Annotated in this window: 14 protein-coding genes and 1 tRNA gene; 4 read left to right on the top strand and 11 right to left on the bottom strand. The window is 36.5% G+C overall.

From position 1 onward, the window contains the following. Nucleotides 1-75: 75 nt before the first annotated feature. Nucleotides 76-1,134 (top strand): signal peptidase I, encoded by a 1,059-nt coding sequence (gene lepB, locus ABIZ51_00705; GenBank protein MEO7087293.1) that lies wholly within the window; start codon nucleotides 76-78, stop codon nucleotides 1,132-1,134. A 30-nt stretch (nucleotides 1,135-1,164) separates the two neighbouring features. Here lepB and ABIZ51_00700 read toward each other — a convergent pair whose 3' ends face one another. Further along, on the bottom strand, nucleotides 1,165-2,790 hold the full coding sequence (locus ABIZ51_00700; protein ID MEO7087292.1) for a PA14 domain-containing protein: 1,626 nt from the start codon (nucleotides 2,788-2,790) through the stop codon (nucleotides 1,165-1,167). A gap of 42 nt (nucleotides 2,791-2,832) precedes the next feature. Here ABIZ51_00700 and ABIZ51_00695 point away from each other — a divergent pair, with 42 nt between their 5' ends. From ABIZ51_00695 to ABIZ51_00685, 3 genes are all read left to right on the top strand, one after another. Beyond that, a complete protein-coding gene (locus ABIZ51_00695; GenBank protein ID MEO7087291.1) occupies nucleotides 2,833-3,396 on the top strand; it encodes a DUF3109 family protein in 564 nt (187 codons plus the stop codon). 528 nt (nucleotides 3,397-3,924) lie between these two features. After that, on the top strand, nucleotides 3,925-4,890 hold the full coding sequence (locus tag ABIZ51_00690) for a ribonucleoside-diphosphate reductase small subunit (protein MEO7087290.1): 966 nt from the start codon (nucleotides 3,925-3,927) through the stop codon (nucleotides 4,888-4,890). A 55-nt stretch (nucleotides 4,891-4,945) separates the two neighbouring features. Then, on the top strand, nucleotides 4,946-7,321 hold the full coding sequence (locus ABIZ51_00685) for a ribonucleoside-diphosphate reductase subunit alpha (GenBank protein ID MEO7087289.1): 2,376 nt from the start codon (nucleotides 4,946-4,948) through the stop codon (nucleotides 7,319-7,321). Nucleotides 7,322-7,771: 450 nt separating this feature from the next. On the opposite strand, the gene ABIZ51_00680 is transcribed toward ABIZ51_00685, so the two are convergent. The 10 genes from ABIZ51_00680 to ABIZ51_00635 form a co-directional block, all read right to left on the bottom strand. Next, nucleotides 7,772-7,845, bottom strand: a tRNA-Arg gene (locus ABIZ51_00680). Nucleotides 7,846-7,923: 78 nt separating this feature from the next. After that, nucleotides 7,924-8,202, bottom strand: coding sequence for an ATP-dependent Clp protease adaptor ClpS (locus tag ABIZ51_00675; protein MEO7087288.1), 279 nt, complete (start codon nucleotides 8,200-8,202; stop codon nucleotides 7,924-7,926). A 66-nt stretch (nucleotides 8,203-8,268) separates the two neighbouring features. Further along, a complete protein-coding gene (locus tag ABIZ51_00670; protein ID MEO7087287.1) occupies nucleotides 8,269-9,675 on the bottom strand; it encodes a phosphoglucomutase/phosphomannomutase family protein in 1,407 nt (468 codons plus the stop codon). Between the two features lie 219 nt (nucleotides 9,676-9,894). Beyond that, nucleotides 9,895-10,809: a universal stress protein gene (locus tag ABIZ51_00665; GenBank protein ID MEO7087286.1), complete on the bottom strand. Its 915-nt coding sequence runs from the start codon at nucleotides 10,807-10,809 to the stop codon at nucleotides 9,895-9,897. A 300-nt stretch (nucleotides 10,810-11,109) separates the two neighbouring features. Then, nucleotides 11,110-13,155, bottom strand: coding sequence for a gliding motility-associated C-terminal domain-containing protein (locus ABIZ51_00660; GenBank protein MEO7087285.1), 2,046 nt, complete (start codon nucleotides 13,153-13,155; stop codon nucleotides 11,110-11,112). A gap of 50 nt (nucleotides 13,156-13,205) precedes the next feature. After that, a complete protein-coding gene (locus tag ABIZ51_00655) occupies nucleotides 13,206-14,489 on the bottom strand; it encodes a pitrilysin family protein (GenBank protein MEO7087284.1) in 1,284 nt (427 codons plus the stop codon). 17 nt (nucleotides 14,490-14,506) lie between these two features. Then, the gene (locus ABIZ51_00650; GenBank protein ID MEO7087283.1) at nucleotides 14,507-15,745 is read right to left on the bottom strand and encodes a pitrilysin family protein; all 1,239 of its coding nucleotides are present in this window, start codon (nucleotides 15,743-15,745) and stop codon (nucleotides 14,507-14,509) included. Nucleotides 15,746-15,762: 17 nt separating this feature from the next. Further along, nucleotides 15,763-16,695 carry a DUF561 domain-containing protein gene (locus ABIZ51_00645; GenBank protein MEO7087282.1) on the bottom strand — a complete coding sequence of 311 codons (933 nt, stop codon included), beginning with the start codon at nucleotides 16,693-16,695 and terminating at the stop codon, nucleotides 15,763-15,765. A gap of 71 nt (nucleotides 16,696-16,766) precedes the next feature. Beyond that, a complete protein-coding gene (recN, locus tag ABIZ51_00640; protein MEO7087281.1) occupies nucleotides 16,767-18,425 on the bottom strand; it encodes a DNA repair protein RecN in 1,659 nt (552 codons plus the stop codon). A gap of 6 nt (nucleotides 18,426-18,431) precedes the next feature. Then, nucleotides 18,432-20,566 (bottom strand): hypothetical protein (locus ABIZ51_00635; GenBank protein ID MEO7087280.1); only part of this gene is annotated, 2,135 nt, incomplete at its 5' end.

The following is a 20,566-nucleotide window of genomic DNA, read 5'->3' as shown; positions in this document are numbered from 1 at the left end:
AACACGTTTGAAAAATAATTTTTCGTACCTTTCGGTAAAGGTCTGTACTTTTCACCTTTATTATTCGATATACATTTGAAAAAAAGATCTACTATACGAGAATGGGGCGGCGCTGTTTTAGTTGCGATAATAATTGTGATTGCAGTGCGCACGTTTGTGATAGAAGGTTATTTTATTCCGAGCGCTTCTATGGAAAAAACCTTGCTCACGGGCGATTTTATCCTCGTTAGCAAAATTGATTACGGTCCGCGAACGCCCATTACGCCGGTTGCTTACCCTTTTTCCGAGCAAACATTGCCTTTTACCAGAACCACCAATTCGTATTTAAGTTGGATTCAGTTGCCGTATTTCCGTTTGCCGGGATTTACACATATTAAAAGGAATGACGTGGTGGTTTTTAATTATCCCGCAGAAGACAATCGTCCGGTAGATCATCGCACTAATTTCATTAAACGATGCGTGGCGCTTCCTGGCGATACGTTTGAAATCCGTAGCACACACGTTTTTATCAATCATAAATTATCGGACAGTTGCTTATCGCTCGAATTTAGTTATCACGTAAAAACAAATCCGAAAGTATTTAAGTCGGATACGCTTGATAAAATGGGCATTACCGAAGGCGGGCCAATTTCCGAAAGCGGCGATTATATTTTAACACTCGACAGTGAAAATGTGGAACAATTGCGCTTAGTAAAAGGCGTGGAAGACATTGCGCTAATGTCTGAAAAAAAGGGAAATTACTCCGATATGATTTTTCCGAAAAATAAAAATTTTCCTTGGAATGTCGACAATTATGGACCGATGATTATTCCTAAAAAAGGAGCAACGGTAAGCCTTTCGGCAGATAGTTTGTATCTCTACAAACGCATTATTGTGGATTACGAAAAAAATACGTTCGAAGAAAAAAACGATTCGATTTTCATCAACGGCACTTATTGCAGGCATTACACCTTTAAAATGAATTATTATTTTATGTTGGGCGATAATCGTAACGATTCGGAAGATTCTCGTTATTGGGGATTTGTACCCGAAAATCATATTATCGGGAAAGCTTCTCTCATTCTTTTTTCCGTCCAAAAAAAACAAAACAACAGCCACATTCGCTGGAATCGTTGTTTTAAATGGATTCATTAAAATCGGTTTGAAAAAAAATTTTTTCGAACGTTAATTTTCTTTATTATCCGTAAATAATTGGCTGGCAGGAATTGCTTGTTTGTATTGTTGTAAACTCGACCAATACAAAAATACGGTGGCTTTTTTTTGCAAAGTATTATGATATTCTACACGAATAGAATATTTTTTTCCAGCTTCTAAATTTAGCTCCGAAATTTTTTCTTTGTATTTATTTTTCGGAGTATTAGAACCAATTACCAAGGTATCGTTTATCCATACAAAAATATTTTTATCAGCAGGCGTATAAAAAGTATAGGTTTCGGAATAAAGCGGTTGTACAAATCCTGTCCAACGCACCGAATATTTTTTTCCGCTCACCAACGTATCGTGCCAAGGTTTTCCCCAGCGATAATTTACAGCAGGATCGATACGTGATTTTTGAGCGCCACTAAAATCTTCTGTCTGAAAATATGTTCCTTCTAAACCATTTCCATTACCAGACGGTAAAAAATCTACTTTATAAATAGAGCCTTCTTGTTTCAGTAAACTATTTTGAACGCCTCCTACAAAATGCTTGCAATCTGAACTAAAGCTGGTCAAACCTGCCCATCTTTTATGTCCATTATATTCTGGATTTCCGGGTTCATTAAAATAAGTGAGTCGTTGTTTGCACGAACCATCCGGATTCATGATCCACCAATCCGTACCTTGTTTCGTTGCCATGGTATTGCTCATCCAAATAATCCATTTTCCGTTTGGAGCGCAAACTGCGTGCTCGTTGTAATCGTTTGTAGTTAGCTGCCGAACGACGTTTCCCGTTAAGGCATTGATGGTAAAAATACCGCATTCCCACCAAAAATTGACGCGCATATTGCTGCAGAAAATAATATTTTTATCATCCGCAGTATAGCCATACGTTTCGTAAAAAGCATTTGCGACAGGCTCAAACGTTTTAATATTCATTAATTTCGGTATTCCTGAATCAACAATAAAATCAGCTGTTTTGATGACCCAAAAGCCAAAAAAACATTTTTTCTTAAACGGATTCGGGGCTCTTTTTCGTTCCACCCAAACGATGTGTTTCCCGTCGTGCGAAAAATGCGGACCAATAATTCCGTGATTTTTATCGCAAGGCTCATTCGTTAATTTATACGCATGTTTTGCATTACGCGTCATTACCCAAATATCGCTGTAAGCGCCAAATCCGGGAATTGCAGACACAGAACCGCCAGGATGAACAGCTTGTTCCGCTACAAATAAAATATATTTTCCAGACGGATGCCAATCGGGCGAGCCAGTATGTCGGTGCGGAATATCTGGATTGATGCTGCTGATGCATGTATCGTGACTTCCATCGGTATCGGCGATGTGAAGTTCATAATATTGATGCGGCTTTGCGCCTTTTGTATCGTATACAATTTTTTTACCATCGAGGGACCACGCTACGCCTTCGCCTTGCGTACGAAACACCGAAAGTTTTATTTCTTGCGCAGAAGCACCGAAATAAAAGCCAAAAAAGAAAAGGAAAATAAAACGTTTTATATTCATGTTATAAATACGATGTGCTTGCGAATGTAGTAAAAAGCGAAGAATTCTGTTTTGAAAAATTATTTTTTTGAAGTCGTTTTTTAATGCTTGAAAAATAATTTTTCGAGTACCGATTTTTATCTTCTTCATTCTACATCAGAATTTTTATCTTTGTAAAAATATTTTTTCAAGATGATAGCCATTGAAAATACACTTGTTTCGGAAGATTTACTCGAAAAAAAATTTGTGTGCGATTTAAATGCTTGCAAAGGAGAATGTTGTGTGGCGGGCGATTCGGGCGCACCTTTGGCGGATGACGAATTAAGTATTTTGGAAGAAGTGTACGAAAAAGTAAAACCGTACATTCCGGCTGATGGCGTGAAAGCGATTGAAAAACAGGGTCCTTACGTGTTGGATGCCGACAAAGAATACACCACCACTTTGGTAAAAGACAAACATTGCGCGTACGTTTATTTCGAAAATAAAATAGCGAAATGTGCCATCGAAAAAGCCTTTAACGAAGGAAAAATAAATTTCAAGAAACCTATTTCCTGCCATTTATATCCTGTGCGAATTACGAAACACAAGGAATATGATGCTGTGAATTATCACAAATGGGAAATTTGCAAACCTGCTTGCGAATGCGGTTCTAAATTAAATGTACCCGTTTATAAATTTTTGAAAGATCCACTTATTCGGAAATACGGCAAAAATTGGTACGAGCAATTGGAACTGGCGAACAAAATCAAAAAATAAATTTCAAAAAAACTTTTTTCGAAACGAAATCCTAAAACGGGTTTGAAAAATTATTTTTTTGAAGCATTATTTCTGGACGCTCCAGAAAAATATTTTTTGGCGTTTTCTTAAAAAAAAATCTTCCCGAAGCAATGATAACGAGGGAAAAGAGTATTATCTCGAATAAAGTGCTCTCGCACGAGTTAATACTTTTTCTCGATAAAGCATAATTAAATTTCTATAAATCATCAAAAAAAGAAATTTTTTTGTTAAAAGCGTGGAAGCGAACAAATTAAATTTCACACATTTTTTTCAACAAAAAAGTATCCACAATGAATGTTTATAACTTCAGTCAAATGTTAATTTAAACAACTTGACACGCCTCGATTTTTTGTCAAAATTTGTAGACCGCAAAATCAATCTCCTATCCGTTGCTGAAACAATAGAGTTGAAACCATAGGTTTGATGAGGGTTTTATACGCTCAAATTTGCAGGTTTTAGAAAATATTTGTATATTTAGATGTTGAATGCTTAGAAAAATTTGAAGAAATGACAGAACCAATTTTAGTAGAGAACAAAGACCGATTTGTACTTTTCCCGATTAAACACAAACAGATTTGGGAAATGTATAAAAAGGCAGAAGCGAGTTTTTGGACAGCGGAGGAAATAGATCTTTCGCCGGATTTGCAAGACTGGGCAAATAAATTGAACAATGACGAAAGACACTTTATTAAACACGTGCTTGCTTTTTTCGCGGCAAGCGATGGAATTGTAAATGAAAATTTAGCCATCAATTTTATGAATGAAGTGCAATATCCGGAAGCGCGTTGTTTTTACGGTTTCCAGATAATGATGGAAAACATTCATTCCGAAACGTATTCTTTATTGATTGATACTTATATCAAAGAACCGGACGAAAAAGCAAAATTATTTAATGCCATCGAAACACTTCCTTGCGTGGGCGGCAAAGCAGCTTGGGCATTGAAATGGATTGGTAGCGATTCGTTTGCGGAACGCTTAATAGCTTTTGCAGCTGTAGAAGGAATCTTTTTTTCTGGAAGTTTTTGCTCCATTTTTTGGTTGAAAAAACGCGGATTAATGCCAGGATTAACTTTCTCTAACGAACTTATTTCGCGCGATGAAGGCTTGCATTGTGATTTCGCGTGTTTGTTGTATTCTCAATTAAAACACAAATTACCCGCTTCCAAAGTGGCGGAAATTATTCGCAATGCTGTAGAAATTGAAAAAGAATTTGTGCGCGATGCCATTCCCGTAAGATTAATTGGCATGAATGCCGATTTGATGTGTCAATACATCGAGTTTGTAGCAGATCGTTTATTAGTAGCTTTAGGATGCAGCAAATTATTTAACACCACCAATCCATTTGATTTTATGGAATTGATTTCGTTACAAGGAAAAACAAATTTTTTCGAGAAGCGCGTAGCAGAATACCAAAAATCAGGAGTAATGGGCAAAAAAGAAGAAAACGTTTTCAAATTAGACGAAGATTTTTAATTCCTTTTTCATCCTTAAAAAAAATATTTTTAACACTTAATACTATAGAAGAAATATGTACGTAATCAAAAGAGACGGCAGCCGCGAGTCGATTAAATTCGACAAAATTACAGCACGCATTCAAAAACTTTGTTACGCTTTGGATCCCGTTCATGTGAACCCAGTTCCAGTTGCGATGAAAGTAATTGAAGGCATTTACGAAGGTGTAACCACCAGCGAATTGGACAATTTAGCTGCGGAAATTGCCGCATCACTCACTACCACACATCCTGATTATGCTTTGTTGGCATCGCGTATAGCGGTTTCTAACTTGCATAAAAATACTAGCAAATCGTTTTCGAAAGCAATGGGAATGCTTTACAATTACATTGATCCGAAAACAGGAAAAAAAGCACCGCTTATCGCAGAAGATGTGCATGAAATCATCGAAAAAAATGCACACATTTTAGATTCTACTATTATTTACGACAGAGATTTTGGATACGATTATTTCGGATTTAAAACTTTGGAGAGAAGTTATTTATTGAAAATAAATGGAGAAGTAGCTGAACGTCCGCAACACATGATTATGCGCGTAGCTATCGGTATCCATAAAGAAGACATTGATGCAGCCATCATCACGTATAATTTGATGAGCGAACGTTGGTTTACACACGCTACTCCTACTTTATTTAACGCAGGAACACCAAAACCACAAATGTCATCTTGTTTTTTATTGGCATTGAAAGAAGACAGTATTGATGGTATTTACGATACCTTGAAAAATTGTGCTAAAATATCTCAGTCTGCAGGTGGAATTGGTTTAAGCATTCACAATGTGCGCGCTACTGGATCCTACATCAGAGGGACGAATGGTACGTCTAACGGTATTATCCCGATGTTACGCGTTTTCAATGATACCGCGCGTTATGTGGATCAAGGTGGTGGAAAACGCAAAGGCAGTTTCGCTATTTATTTGGAACCTTGGCATGCGGATATTTTTGATTTTTTAGATATGCGTAAAAATCACGGAAAAGAAGAAACAAAAGCGCGCGATTTATTTACCGCTTTGTGGATTCCGGATTTATTTATGAAACGCGTAGAAGAAGAAGGCGAATGGAGTTTATTTTGTCCGAACGAAGCACCTGGATTATCCGATTGTTACGGTGCAAAATTTGAAGAACTTTATACAAAATACGAATCGGAAGGACGCGCCAGAAAGACTATTAAAGCGCGCGAATTATGGACTGCCATCATCGAAGCACAAACAGAAACGGGCAATCCGTATTTGTTGTACAAAGATGCTTGCAACGAGAAATCCAATCAAAAAAATCTCGGCACCATTAAATCATCTAATCTGTGTACAGAAATTGTAGAATACACGGCACCAGACGAAATAGCCGTATGTAATTTGGCGTCCATCGCGTTGCCACGCTTTGTAGAAAATGGAAAATTTGATCACCAAAGATTGTTTGATGTTACGTATGTGGTAACAAAAAATCTGAATAAAATTATTGATAAAAATTATTATCCGGTTCCGGAAGCACGCAGATCAAATATGCGTCATCGCCCTATCGGAATTGGTGTACAAGGTTTAGCAGATGCTTTTATTTTAATGCGAATGGCATTTGATTCGGAAGAAGCGCAACAATTGAATAAAGACATTTTCGAGACGATTTATTATGCTTCGATGACGGCTTCAAAAGATCTTTCGAAAGTAGAAGGACATTATGAAACATATCCAGGATCACCTGTTTCTCAAGGTATTTTTCAATTTGATATGTGGGGCGTAACGCCGAGCAATCGTTGGGAATGGGACGTGTTGAAAGAAGAAGTGAAAAAATTTGGTGTACGTAATTCATTATTGCTTGCGCCGATGCCAACTGCTTCTACATCACAAATACTTGGTAATAACGAATGTTTCGAGCCATATACATCCAACATTTACACGCGCAGAGTATTGTCGGGCGAATTTGTGATCGTTAACAAACATTTATTGAAAGACCTTGTAAAATTGGGTATTTGGAACGATAAATTGAAAAATAAAATTATCGGAGCCAATGGTTCTGTTCAAGGCATTGACGAAATTCCGCAAAACATAAAAGAATTGTACAAAACAGTTTGGGAAATTTCGCAAAAAACTATTATCAATATGGCAGCCGACAGAGGCGCGTACATTTGTCAATCGCAATCCTTGAATTTATTTATACAAAGTCCGAATTTCGCGAAACTAAGTTCCATGCACTTTTACGCTTGGAAAAAAGGGTTAAAAACAGGAATGTATTATTTGAGAACAAAAGCGGCTGCGGATGCCATCAAATTTACGGTAGAAGCAGAAAGCGAACAACCGCTCGAAATTTTAGGAAACGAAGATGCCTTGATATTGCAACGTCAAGCTGAAATAAGTTGTTCTTTAGATAATCCTGAAAATTGCGAAAGCTGCAGCGGTTAAAATAAAATTTTTTTAAGCAAATAAAAAGTCCTTCGAAAAAATATTTTTTCGAAGGACTTTTTTATTTGAAAAAAATAAAATGGGTTTGAAAAATTATTTTTTTGAAGCTCCTTTTTTTCAATACAAAACGTAAGTGCAAAAAAATATTTCCGTCTATCTAACCGCTATTTCTGGGAGTTCGTACTATTCCGCATCTCAAATATTCTTTATCTATAGATTTTAAAAGGATAACCAAAATTAAATATATAACAAGTACCAATAAATTTATTCCTATTAAAAAACCTTTTGCAATTGTGAGTTCGATATATCCCGAAATTTTATTTTTGAGAAAAATGAATCTCGAACTCCGAAAGCATTAAATGTGATTGGTCTGCTTAATAGATTTAGCAAGAGATTCTGAAAGAAATAAAAAAGGGAAGAATGTTATTTTTAACAATTCTTCCCTCGGAGTGGTCTCGGAGGGATTCAAACCCCCAACCTTCTGATCCGTAGTCAGACGCTCTATTCAGTTGAGCTACGAAACCTTAAAACGTCCGCAAAGATAAATTTTATATTTGAACAGAAAACAGTTCCTGAAATTATTACGGCAAACAATTTAAAAATCAAATAATTTCAGCTGTTAATCCTGCGCTTAATAATTGGATGCAAATCGGTTCCAAAATTTCAAACGAGCCCTTTTTAACAGCACATTTTCCTTTATAATGTACTAAATGGGCGCATTGTTCGGCTTGTAAATAATCTTGTTTACACACCTTTACAAGGGTTTCAATCACAAAATCAAACGTGTTGTGATGATCGTTGTATAGAATAATATTGCTGTCGGAATTTAATTTACTGACAATTTCTTCCGCAAAATCTGTTTCTGTAATTGAATTTTTCATTTTCTTTTCTTGAAAATTATTTTTCTGTTTTTTCATGTTTGAAAAATTATTTTTTCGAACCTTGTTTTATCCAAGTAAGGCTTTTTTTGTTTCTTCTAAAATAGCAAAAGCTGCTTCGCGACTGCTTGATTCTGCATACAAACGTAAAACAGGTTCTGTTCCAGAAGCGCGAATCATCAACCATTCGTCTTCATTAAAATAGTATTTAAAACCATCTAAATCTTCCGTTCTTGAAATCGCATATTTTCCAAAAGCTTTGTATTTATTCGATTTGCAATTTTCTACAATTTTATTTTTCACTTCTTCGCTTAGGTGTAAATCCGAACGTTCAAACGCGAAGGATCCAACAATTTCATAAATTTCAGCAATCAATTCTTTCAAGGATTTTCCGGATTTTGCCATGTATTCCCAAATCACTAAACCCATCCAAATTCCATCGCGTTCCGGAATATGTCCTTTAATCGCAATTCCGCCTGATTCCTCGCCTCCCAACAATACATCTTCCGAAATCATGATGCCACAAATGTATTTAAACCCAATTTTTACTACTTCGTTTTCCAATCCAAAATGCGCGCAAAGCTTTTTAACACGCGGTGTTACAGAGAATGCCGTTACTACTTTTCCAGAATATTTTTTTTGTTCTACTAAATATTTTATCAGCAATAAAATGAGGTGATGTGAATCTACAAAATTTCCTTCATTGTCGTACAAGCCAATCCTGTCGGCATCTCCGTCGGTTGCTAAACCACAATCAATGTCTTCCGAAATTTTTATCAATTCCGAAAACTCACGTAAATTTTTATCAATTGGTTCGGGTGCTTGTCCGTCAAACGAAGGATTATAATCCGCGTGCAAAAAAGTAATTTCCGGAAATAATTTTCGCATCACATTTTGCCCGGCTCCGTACATCGCATCGTAAGCGAGGTTTAAACTTGAATTTTTAATTGCGTCCATATCGAAATTATTTTCCACGTGTTCGCAATACATCGTTTCCAAATCAATTATTTCTATCAAACCTTTTTTCTGAAATTCTTCCACGGATAATTTTTCAACATCGATGTTTGATTTATCCGGAATCATATCTTCTATTTCCTGCACTTTATCGGGCAAAAGCGGACCGCCATAACTTCCTTTTAGTTTAAAACCGTTGTATTCCGGCGGGTTATGACTGGCGGTAATAATAATTCCTAAATCAGCTTTGCAGCGTAACGTTCCTAAAGAAATCATTGGTGTGGAAACAAATCCTTCTGCTAAAAAAACTTTTATGTTTTTTGTCGCCATTATTTTGGCAACGGTTTCGGCAAATAATTTCCCGCCAAATCGGCAATCATGACCAATAACTACCGAAGCGTTTTTAGTTTGCTTTAATAACCACAACGCGGTTGCTTCCGCCACGCGCGAAACATTTTCAACCGTATATTCTTGTGCAATTATTGCTCTCCAGCCGTCTGTTCCAAATTTTATTTTTGTCATAAATTATTTTTCGGTATTGAAGTTTCAAAGGTAAACATTATCTAAAAAGGAGGTTGAAAAATTATTTTTTTGAAGCGTTATTTTCCTCTTCCAAAAACAGGTTTGAAAAATTATTTTTTTGAAGCCTTATTTCAATATCTGATTTCCAATAAAATTTAGCAAAATAATTCAGAATAAAATCGGAAAGGTTCGAATGTAAATGAGAAATAAACAATCGTATTAAAGAGCAAACTCTTTCTTCATTTTATCCCAAAATTTTAAATTAGATGGAGAATCATAATCAGGAATTGTGAGAAGAGGAACATGTGTATGAAAGCTCATTTCTTTAGTTGTACTTGATAAAGAACCAAAAACTTTTTCGAGCAAATGTGATTTTTCAGGGCACATAACAAGCCAATTTGATTTCGATTTATCGCAGCATAAATTTATTCCATCAACCAAATCATTGTTGTAAATTAGTTGAATTGTTACTGTTTCGTTCGGCAAATTTTTCTGGATATCGTTTTCAAATTTATTGAGCAATTCGATTTCGAATCCTTCAGAAAAAACATCATTGGTTACATGAAATAATTTTAAATCTGCTTTAAAAAATTTTACCCATTTTAGAAGGAGTTGTAATATTGGCAATTCTCCAATTCGATATTCTGTTGCGAGCATAAAATGGTGAACACCATTGTAAACGGCTTCTTTTGGTATAGCAAGTACTGGCAGTTTCGCTTGATTGATAACATCCCATGTGTGGCTACCAAAAAAAACTTGATGAAGAGCCGTTTCGCCATGTGTGCCAATAAAAATAATGTCACTATTTACATAAAGCGCTTCTTCGCAAATTGTTTTTCCAATATGTTCTTCTCGGACAATGTGGTTTATTTTTATTTTTTTGAAATTGCTACCTAATGAGGAAACAATATTCTTAGTGTATTGTATTAATTCCCTCATTTCAAATTCTACGGGTACGTTGTCAAACTTTTCTAACGTACTAAATTCAATGGGATATTTGTGAGATGAATCGAATACATGTAAAAAAAATAGCTCAGCGCCAGTGTCTGCTGCAAACTGAATAGCATATTTCGAGACGTTTGCTGCAGTATCAGAGTAATCTGTGGCAACTAATATTTTAAGATCCTTTTTCATATTATTTTTCTTTAACAATTAAAACAATGGTTTACTGAAGACGAAAATAGTCACATAATTGTCTGTTGAAAATGATGTGGCGCATATTTAAAAATGATTTTTATCATTTAGTATGTATAAAAGAACTCAAAAAATAGTGCAGTTAAATAAACGCATGTAATGAACTTACGCAGAAATGCTTTTCAGATAATTGCTGATTTTAGAATTCCCAAAAAATGCGTTTGAAAAATTATTTTTTTGAAGCTCTTTTTTTCTCTTCCAAAAACACGTATGAAAAATTATTTTTTCAAATGGAAAATATCAGCGAATAAGCGCAACAGTTCCTTTTTGCTCGGTGTATTGTCCGTTAGAAGCTTTGTATTTGATAAAATAAACATACACGCCTACAGGAGCATCTTGCCCGCCAATACTGCCATCCCAGCCTTGTTGTGGGTTACTGGTATTAAAAAATTGCCTGCCGTACCGATCGTAAATCGTGAAATTATAATCCGCAGGATCGATGTAAACGCTGATGGGTTTAAAAATAGTATTGGCATTGCCATGGATACCAGGCGTAAATGCGTTGGGCACAAAAAACTTCGGATTTTGCAAAGCTTCTGCAATATTTGAGGCGCTGCTATCAATAAAATTAAAGCCATCGTCCAAGCTGGCAAAGGCTTCTACATAATAACTAAAAACACCCGTTCCTTGCAACTCGTTGGAAACATTGTCTATGTAAGTGTTTTGTCCACTGCTTGCAGGAACAAAATTAATTGGAGTGGAACTTATCACTCCGTCAATTCCTCTGTAAATTTTATATCCGCTTACTGCAGAATTCCATTGTGTATAAGGATTCCATGACAATGTATTGTTGAAATTATTATCGGCACTGGCTTGCAAAAAAATGGTTTGCGCACTATTGCTTGGTGGAGCTTCTTTTCCGCAACTATCTACGGGAACAATTTGGTAAAAATAACTTTGCTGATTTGGCAATGCTGTATTATCTGTATAACTAATGTTTGGATTAGCAGAACTTGGTACAGTTCCCAAAATTTGGAAAGGTCCGCTTGCATTATCAGCGCGTTCTATTTCATAGTTTGATATTTCCGCGGAAGTATCAGTGCGAGCTAAAATTAAGTTGGAACTGGGCGATGTAACGGTTGCTGTTCTGGCGTAGGCAAAATTGGGCTCTTTCGGGAAATGAGTGTACGTACACAATGTTTGCGAAAGAGAAGTACGTGTGTTGGAATTATCAAGGGCTTTTACGATATAACAATACGTAGTGGCAGATTGTAAATTTGCGTGTTCGTAGAGCGTATCCGTAGTAGTTGCCAGCAAAGTAAATCCTGCTCCATTTATACTTACGTAGATGTTGTACGTATTTATTCCACTTATCATATTGATATATGGATTCCACGATAAGGTATTGGAAACAGCGCAAACATTGTAGTTATTTTTCAAGAAAAGAGAGTTGTGTATATTTCCCATCGGACTGATATTATTACAACTATCATACGCTGCCACGCGGTATTGTTCCGATTTAGTAGCTGCCAAAGATGCAGGATTGGTATAAAACGTCGTTAATCTACCCACAACGTTCGCAATGTTCGTCCAAATTCCGCCTATGTTTTGATACACAATATAACCTTCTACATTGGTGGAATAACTTGGATACCAGGAAATAGTGGCTTTCCCAGCTGGATTAATACTCACGGTATCTAATAGTGGAATGTGTGGAACAATTAAATCTTTAAATAAAGCTCCTGCAATGGACGAAACGGAGATACATCCGGAAGCATCTGCCAGTTGAACTTTATAATTCAAAAATGCTTTACAAACCGTTATAGTATCTGCGAAAATTAAGTTTTTTGTACTTCCAACCAAGGTCCAAGTGCCTGTCGGATATTCTCGATAGACATCATAAATCCCAGTGGATGTTGGTAAATTAGGTGTATGAATGGGATTCCAATTTAGCAAAGCTGTTCCGTTACCGGGATTGGTTACATTTAATTTGATGGACGCAAGTGTATCAATCGGTGCCGAAAAAACATTTCCTGTATTGTTTGTTTCTACATAAAAATAAACGGGCGCATTATTCGCATTTGTAGGTGTAATAATGGCAGAAGTTTGTGCCGCAATAGCAACGGTAAGTACATCCGTATAAGGTCCAGCAAAAGTGTTGGAAGTAAAAATATGATACCCAGTAAAAGTCCCTGTGTTTACAGGGATAATCCATGTTAAGGTAACATCTCCGTTAGCAGCAACAGAAATACAACGAACATCTGGAGAAGCTGTATTGGCAACAGCTTCCGAACGATTCGAAAAAAACAAGGCAATAAAAGACAAGACGAAAAAATATTTTTTCATTCCGCTATTCATAAGAAACAAAGCTACTGATTTTTAATCAATTAGAAAAATTATTTTTTGCCAACTACCAATTCAATCATCGAATCTTTTTGGAAATATTTATTTGCTAATTCTTGCAATTGTTTGGCAGTGCAATTTTTTATGGTAGCAAAATACCGATCGTAATAATCGTATTTCAATTCATATTCCATCAGCGATTTGAATTTATCCGCCAAAGCGAAAGGTCCGTCAACACTGCGCATAAACGATCCCATTAAATAATTTTTCACCAAATGCAATTCTTCGTCGCCCACTGGAGTATCGCATAAGCGCTGCAATTCGATGTAAATTTCGTCCAATGCTTTGGAACACACATCCACGCCTACTTCCGTAGAAATATAAAAATAACCAGTGTCTTGTTGAGAAGCCAATCCGGAACCAATTCCGTAGCAATAACCTTTTTCCTCGCGGATATTACTCATTAGTCGCGAACCGAAATAACCACCCAAAACGGTGTTTAAAATTTGCATTGGAAAAAAATCGGGATGTTTTTTATTAAATAAAATTTTTCCGATTCGGATGGCGGATTGCAAGGCATCGGCTCTTTCCAAAAAATGAATATTTTGTTTGGTAGAATGCACTTCCGAAAAATTATTTTTTGGAAGTGATTTGGAATGCCAATCTTTTCCGCCAAAATGGTAATCAAGTAATTGAAATAATTCTTTATCTATTTTTCCGGAAATAATAATTTTGCATTGATCAGAAGTATAAAATTGTTTATAAAACTGCTGCATTTGCTCAGTTTTCAGCGCATCGTAATCATGTAATTGAATGTTGTATCCGCAAGGATGTTTTTCGCCAAGCAATAATTCGCTGAATTTTTTTCGTGCTACATGATTTACTTTTTTCTCATTCACCAAATATTTTTGTTTTTTATTCTGAACAAAAACATCCAATTGTCCTTTCGGAAAAGTTGCATTTTTCAAAATATCTTCTACAAAAGGAAGCGTTTTTGAAAGATGTTTATTCATCGTATATAAATAAAAAGAAGATGAGTTTTGTGCCGTTCCAGATTCCACAAACGCGCCGTAATAATCAATTTTTTCAGCAAGCTCGTCGGCAGAATATTTTTTGGTGCCTTCAATTAACATTGCATTCGTAGTAGCAGCAAGCAAAGGCGCGGATTGTTGCATGATTCCGGCAGGAAACCAAAATTCGATTTTTACCAAATCTTGCGTGTCCGCAGAAATGCTGTAAACCGGAATTTCGTTGCTTAATTTTTGAGATGTCGCTTGGAGAATATTTATCTTTTCGGCTGTTTCAAAGCCCGGAGCTATTGTTCTGTTAAGGGTCATAAATGCGAGTTAAAAAATTATTTTTTTGCGAGGTAATATAAAGTAGAACAATTTTCAGGATTAAAAATGGACTTAGAAAGTTGTTGCAATTTTTCGGCATTCACCGAAGTGTATTTTTCAATTTCTTGATTGATTAAATCACAATCGCCCATCAACTCAGAAACCGCTAAGTTCATAGCTTTCGTTAAAATATCCATTTCCGAAAACACTAAAGAAGATTCGATTTTATTTTTAACTTTTTCCAATTCTTCTTTTCCGATTATTTCATTTCTGAGCAACATTAATTCGTCGTCGATTGCTTTTTCTGCGTCTTCCATACTTACATTTTTAGCGAGTTTACCAGAAATCACAAACAAGCCTTTGTCCATGTCACCACTCGTGTAAGCACTTATTTCATTGAATTTTTGTTTGTCTTTTACCAAGGATTTATACAAACGCGAAGAATTTCCTCTCGATAAAATATCCGACAGAAGATCGGTGGCATAAAAATCATCGTCTGTTCTGGAGCACACGTGATACGCTTTGTAAATGCGGCTTGCAGGAACATTTTGTTCCACTGTTTCCTGTCGTGCTTCTTTTTGTTTTGGTTCAACAGGAAGTGCGCGTTTTATTTTTATTCCGGCAGGAATGGGCGCAAACCATTTTTCAGAAAGTTTTTTTACCTGCTCCAGCGTTACGTTTCCAGCAATCACCATTATCGCGTTGTTGGGCACATAATGTTTTTTGAAAAAGTTTTTTACGTCTTCTATTTTCGCTTTTTCGATGTGCGAAATTTCTTTTCCGATGGTTGCCCAACGATACGGATGCACTTTATACGCGAGTGGCCGCATCATCAACCACGCATCGCCGTAAGGCTGATTGAGATAACTTTGTTTAAATTCTTCGATGACCACATTGCGTTGCACTTCCAAACTTTTTTCAGAAAAAGCCAAACTCAACATTCGGTCAGATTCTAACCAAAAAGCAGTTTCAATATTAGTAGCCGGAAGCGTTAAATAATAATTGGTGATATCGTTGGTGGTAAAGGCATTGTTTTCGCCGCCAGCTCTTTGCAAAGGCTCGTCGTAATTGGGAATATTCACAGAACCTCCAAACATTAAATGTTCAAACAAATGCGCAAAGCCAGTCTGTTCAGGGTTTTCGTCGCGTGCGCCCACATCGTATAAAATATTCATGCAGGCTAATTCTGTCAATTTATCTTCGTGAACAATTACTTTTAAGCCGTTCGCCAATTCGAATTTTTCGTATTTTATCATTTAAGAAATTTATTTTTTTAGAGAATTGATTTTGCGTGTTCGTATTCCTGAATAATTTCTACTATAATTTTTGCAGCTGGCTGAATGTTTTTTACAAGAGCTGCAATTTGTCCGATTTCGAGTTCACCTTCGTCTACATCTCCTTCAAACATACCTTTTTTGGCGCGCGCACGACCAAGTATTTCTTTTAATTCTTCCACAGATGCACCATTTAATTCGGCGCGATGGATCGTCTCGAAAAAATTATTTTTCAAAAGCCTTACGGGAGTGAGTTGTTTCAAAGCCAACAATGTATCGCCTTCCAAGGCATTGACCACTTTTTCTTTAAAATGAATATGTGCAGATGATTCTTCCGAAGCAACAAAACGCGTTCCAATTTGTACGCCATCCGCGCCCAAAACCATCGCTGCCAACATCGCTTTTCCGCTTGCAATTCCGCCAGCTGCAATTAAGGGGATTTGCACCGCATCACGTATCATCGGAATCAAACAAAAAGTAGTGGTTTCTTCGCGTCCATTATGTCCGCCGGCTTCAAAACCTTCGGCAACAATAGCATCTACGCCAGCATTTTCTGCTTTTTTTGCAAACTTTACATTCGAAACAACGTGCACAACGGTAATTCCCTTTTCTTTCAAGATGGGAGTCCATGTACTCGGATTTCCGGCAGAAGTAAATACAATTTTTACATCTTCTTCCATAATCACAGCCATGTGTTTATCAATATCGGGATACAACAAAGGCACATTGACACCAAAAGGTTTTGATGTATTTTTTTTACATTTTTGAATGTGCTCACGCAATACTTCTGGATACATAGATCCGCTGCCAATCAATCCCAAGCCGCCTGCATTACTCACGGCAGAAGCTAATTGCCAACCACTGCACCAAATCATTCCAGCTTGAATAAGTGGATATTTTACAGAGAAAAGTTGGGTGATTTTATTTTCCATTTTCGTCGCAAAAGTACACAAATTAAGGCTGAAAGGGAAGTGCTTATTGGAGGCTTCAAAAAATTAATTTTTCAAACGCTTAATAATTCTTTTGCATTATTGATGGCAGCTGCAGTTGGAGTTCCTGCGCTCAGCATTTTTGCAATTTCTTGAATCCGCTCTTGTGGAGAAAGTTTTTTGATATTACTCAAGGTAAGTGTGCTACCACTTTCTTTGTAAACCATAAAATGCGTTTTGCCTTTGCTCGCTATTTGCGGCAAATGCGTAATCACAATCACTTGCATCGAAGCTGCCATTTTTTCCATAATCATACCCACTTTTCCGGCAATATCACCCGAAACGCCAGTGTCAATTTCATCAAAAACAATTGCTGGTAACGATTTTAATTGTGCAATCAAGGATTTTATACACAACATCAAACGTGAAAGTTCTCCGCCCGATGCCACTTTATTCAACTCTTTTAAATCGCTGCCTTTGTTTGCCGAAAACAAAAATTTTATTTTATCGAAGCCTGTTTCTGTAGGATTCTCAAGCAATATGTGTTCAATTTTAAATTGTGCATTCGGCATTGCGATGTCTACCAAAAGTGTTTGTATTTCTCTTTCGATTTTCGAAAATATTTTTTTTCGAGCTGCCGAAATTTTTTCTGCCGTTTTAAAAACCTCTGTTTTTATTTTTTCTAATTCGATTTGTTTTTGTTTAATTTCCGTTTCCATCGAAGAAACCGCTTCAATTTTCAAACTCAAATTATCTCGAATTTCAATTAATTCCGCAATTGTTTTTACTTGATGTTTTTGTTGTAATTTATAAACGATATCCAAACGATTGTTCAATTCTTCGATGCGTTTCGGATCATGTATTATTTTTTGTTCTGCATTTTCCAATTCGCTCGCAATGTCTTTTAATTCGATGTGAACAGAAGTAAAACGATTGTTTAAATCGCTCATCGTTTTTCCGTATTTTGAAATTCCGCTGAGCAAAATTTTTAATTCAGAAAACGAAGCTAAAACATTGGATTCGCCGTCATTCAACGCATTCAATGCTTTTGAAACATCTGACTTTATTTTTTCTGCATTGTTCAAGGTATTCAGCTCCTCTTCTATTTTTTCTTGTTCTCCATTTTTCAATGCAGCTTCTTCCAATTCATTGTATTGAAATAAAAAATAATCAAATTCTTTTTTCGATTGCTTTTCGCTTTCCACAAGCACAGTAAGCGCAATTTGTAAATCTCGGTATGAAAAATTTTTTTTTTTGTATTGTTGTAAAAGCGTCGTGTGTTGCGCGTAGGCATCTACCACCGAAAGCTGGAAACCCGCTTCATTCAACTGAAGCGTTTCGTGTTGGGAATGAATGTCAATTAAATAAAAACCAAGTTCTTTGAGTTGCGCCAGCGTTACGGGCGTGTCGTTTATAAAAGCGCGCGATTTTCCTTCTGGATTTATTTCTCGTCGTACAAAAATTTTTTTTTCAATGTCCAGATTATTGCGTTCCAAAAACTGTTGAATTTCCAACGCATCCTTTGCTGAAAAAATGCCTTCAATCACACATTTCTCCGTTTTTTTTTGCAAGGCTTGCACATCTGCACGCTGCCCAACAAGCATAGAAAGTGCGCCCAACAAAATAGATTTTCCCGCGCCAGTTTCTCCCGTAATAATATTTACGCCTTCCGAAAAATCTATTTCGACGCGATCGATGAGCGCATAATTTTGTATCAATAACCTTTGCAGCATTGGAGTTTAATGGCTCGTTTCGTTTTCGTAAGTGGAACTGGTAATCGGCACATCGTTTTTGTAATAATCAACTTGCCCGAAATTCCACACTACTTTTTTGTACACATACGCGTAATTTCCTTTCACCACAATACGAACGGTAACGTCGGTATTGGCATCTTGCGTATGTTGCTCTGTAACTCCTTGTCCATATTCTTTTACCAAAGGATTCACAGAATCTTGTGTGGGAGTGGTAGGATCAACGGTAGTAGCGACATTCGTTGGAGTTTCGGTAGTCGCTTTAGGATGCAATAAATCATCTATCTTTTTTAATTGATCTTTTGGATATTGCTCATCCGATTTTGTTGTCGATGCTTGCTGGTAATAGGCTTGTGCGAGTTTGTATTTTTTTGTTGAGAATTGTTGATCTGCTTTTACAATAAGTAATTTGTATTGTGCCTCTTTTTTCGCAGCTTCTTGTAAAGCAATCTCTTTGTTATTAATCTCCGCAATTTTATCTTTCGGATATTCTTCATTTGGTTTCAAAGCAGAGGCTTGCTGATAAGCTGTTTTTGCATCCATATATTTGGAAGCAGATTTTGCCTCATCAGCTGTTGCAATCAAATTATCGTATTTTTCATCCAATGCTTTTTGTTTGGCAGCAGCTTCGGCAGCGGCACTATTTGACGCAGCCATTGCTGCTATATCTGCATTTATTTCTTTGATTTTATCTTTCGGATATTGTTCCGCTGGTTTCAACATCAACGCATTGTTATATCCTTTTTTCGCATTGTCATACTCTTTATTTCCCAACAATTCATCCGCCGAACGGATAGCCGCCGCGTATTGATCGTTCAATTCTTTTTCTTTCGCAGCTTCTGCAGATTTTTCGGCATTTGTAGCTTGTTCAGCCGCAATAGTTTTATCAATTTCCGCTAATTTATCTTTCGGATATTGCTCGTTTGGTTTTAAAGAAGAAGCTTGCGTATAATTTGTTTTCGCGTTGTCATAATCCTTTCCCGCCAGGGATTTATCTGCGGAAGCAATCAATGTTTGATATTGTGCATCCAAAGCTTTTTGTTTTTCCGCTGATGATTTAGCAGCATTCGCATCTGCAATGTCTTTATCTATTTCAGCTAATTTATCTTTTGGATATTGTTCGTTTGGTTTTAAGGAAGAGGCTTGCGTATAATTTGTTTTCGCATTATCGTAATTCTTTCCTGCCAAAGACTTATCTGCACTGGCAATCAATGTTTGATATTGCGCATCCAATGCTTTTTGTTTTTCCGCTGATGATTTAGCAGCATTCGCATCTGCAATGTCTTTATCTATTTCCGCTAATTTATCTTTTGGATATTGTTCGTTTGGTTTTAAGGAAGAGGCTTGCGTATAATTTGTTTTCGCATTATTGTAATTCTTTCCTGCCAAAGACTTATCTGCACTGGCAATCAATGTTTGATATTGCGCATCCAAAGCTTTTTGTTTTTCCACTGATGATTTAGCAGCATTCGCATCTGCAATGTCTTTATCAATTTCTGCTAATTTATCTTTCGGATATTGTTCGTTTGGTTTTAAGGAAGAAGCTTGTGTGTAAGAACTTTTTGCATTATCGTAATTCTTTCCTGCCAAGGATTTGTCTGCATTAGCAATCAATGTTTGGTATTGCGCAGCCAAAGCTTTTTGTTTGGCGGCAGCATCAACGGCGGCTTGCGCATTTGCTTGGTCTTTTGCAATCTCAGCTAATTTATCTTTCGGATATTGTTCGTTCGGTTTTAAAGAAGAGGCTTGAGTGTAATTTGTTTTCGCATTGTCATAATCCTTTCCTGCTAAAGATTTATCTGCACTAGCAATCAATGTTTGGTATTGCGCATCCAATGCTTTTTGTTTGGCGGCAGCATCAGCGGCGGCTTGCGCATTGGCTTGGTCTTTTGCAATTTCAGCTAATTTATCTTTCGGATATTGTTCGTTTGGCTTTAAGGAAGAAGCTTGCGTATAATTTGTTTTCGCATTGTCGTAATCCTTTCCTGCCAAGGATTTGTCTGCATTGGCAATCAATGTTTGATATTGCGCATCCAATGCTTTTTGTTTTTCCGCTGATGATTTAGCAGCATTCGCATCTGCAATGTCTTTATCTATTTCCGCTAATTTATCTTTTGGATATT

The sequence above is a fragment of the Bacteroidia bacterium genome (assembly GCA_039924845.1).
In the GTDB taxonomy this organism is placed as follows: Bacteria; Bacteroidota; Bacteroidia; order DATLTG01; family DATLTG01; genus DATLTG01.
Note: the sequence above shows the minus strand (reverse complement) of the source record. Positions and strands in the feature narration are given on the sequence as shown.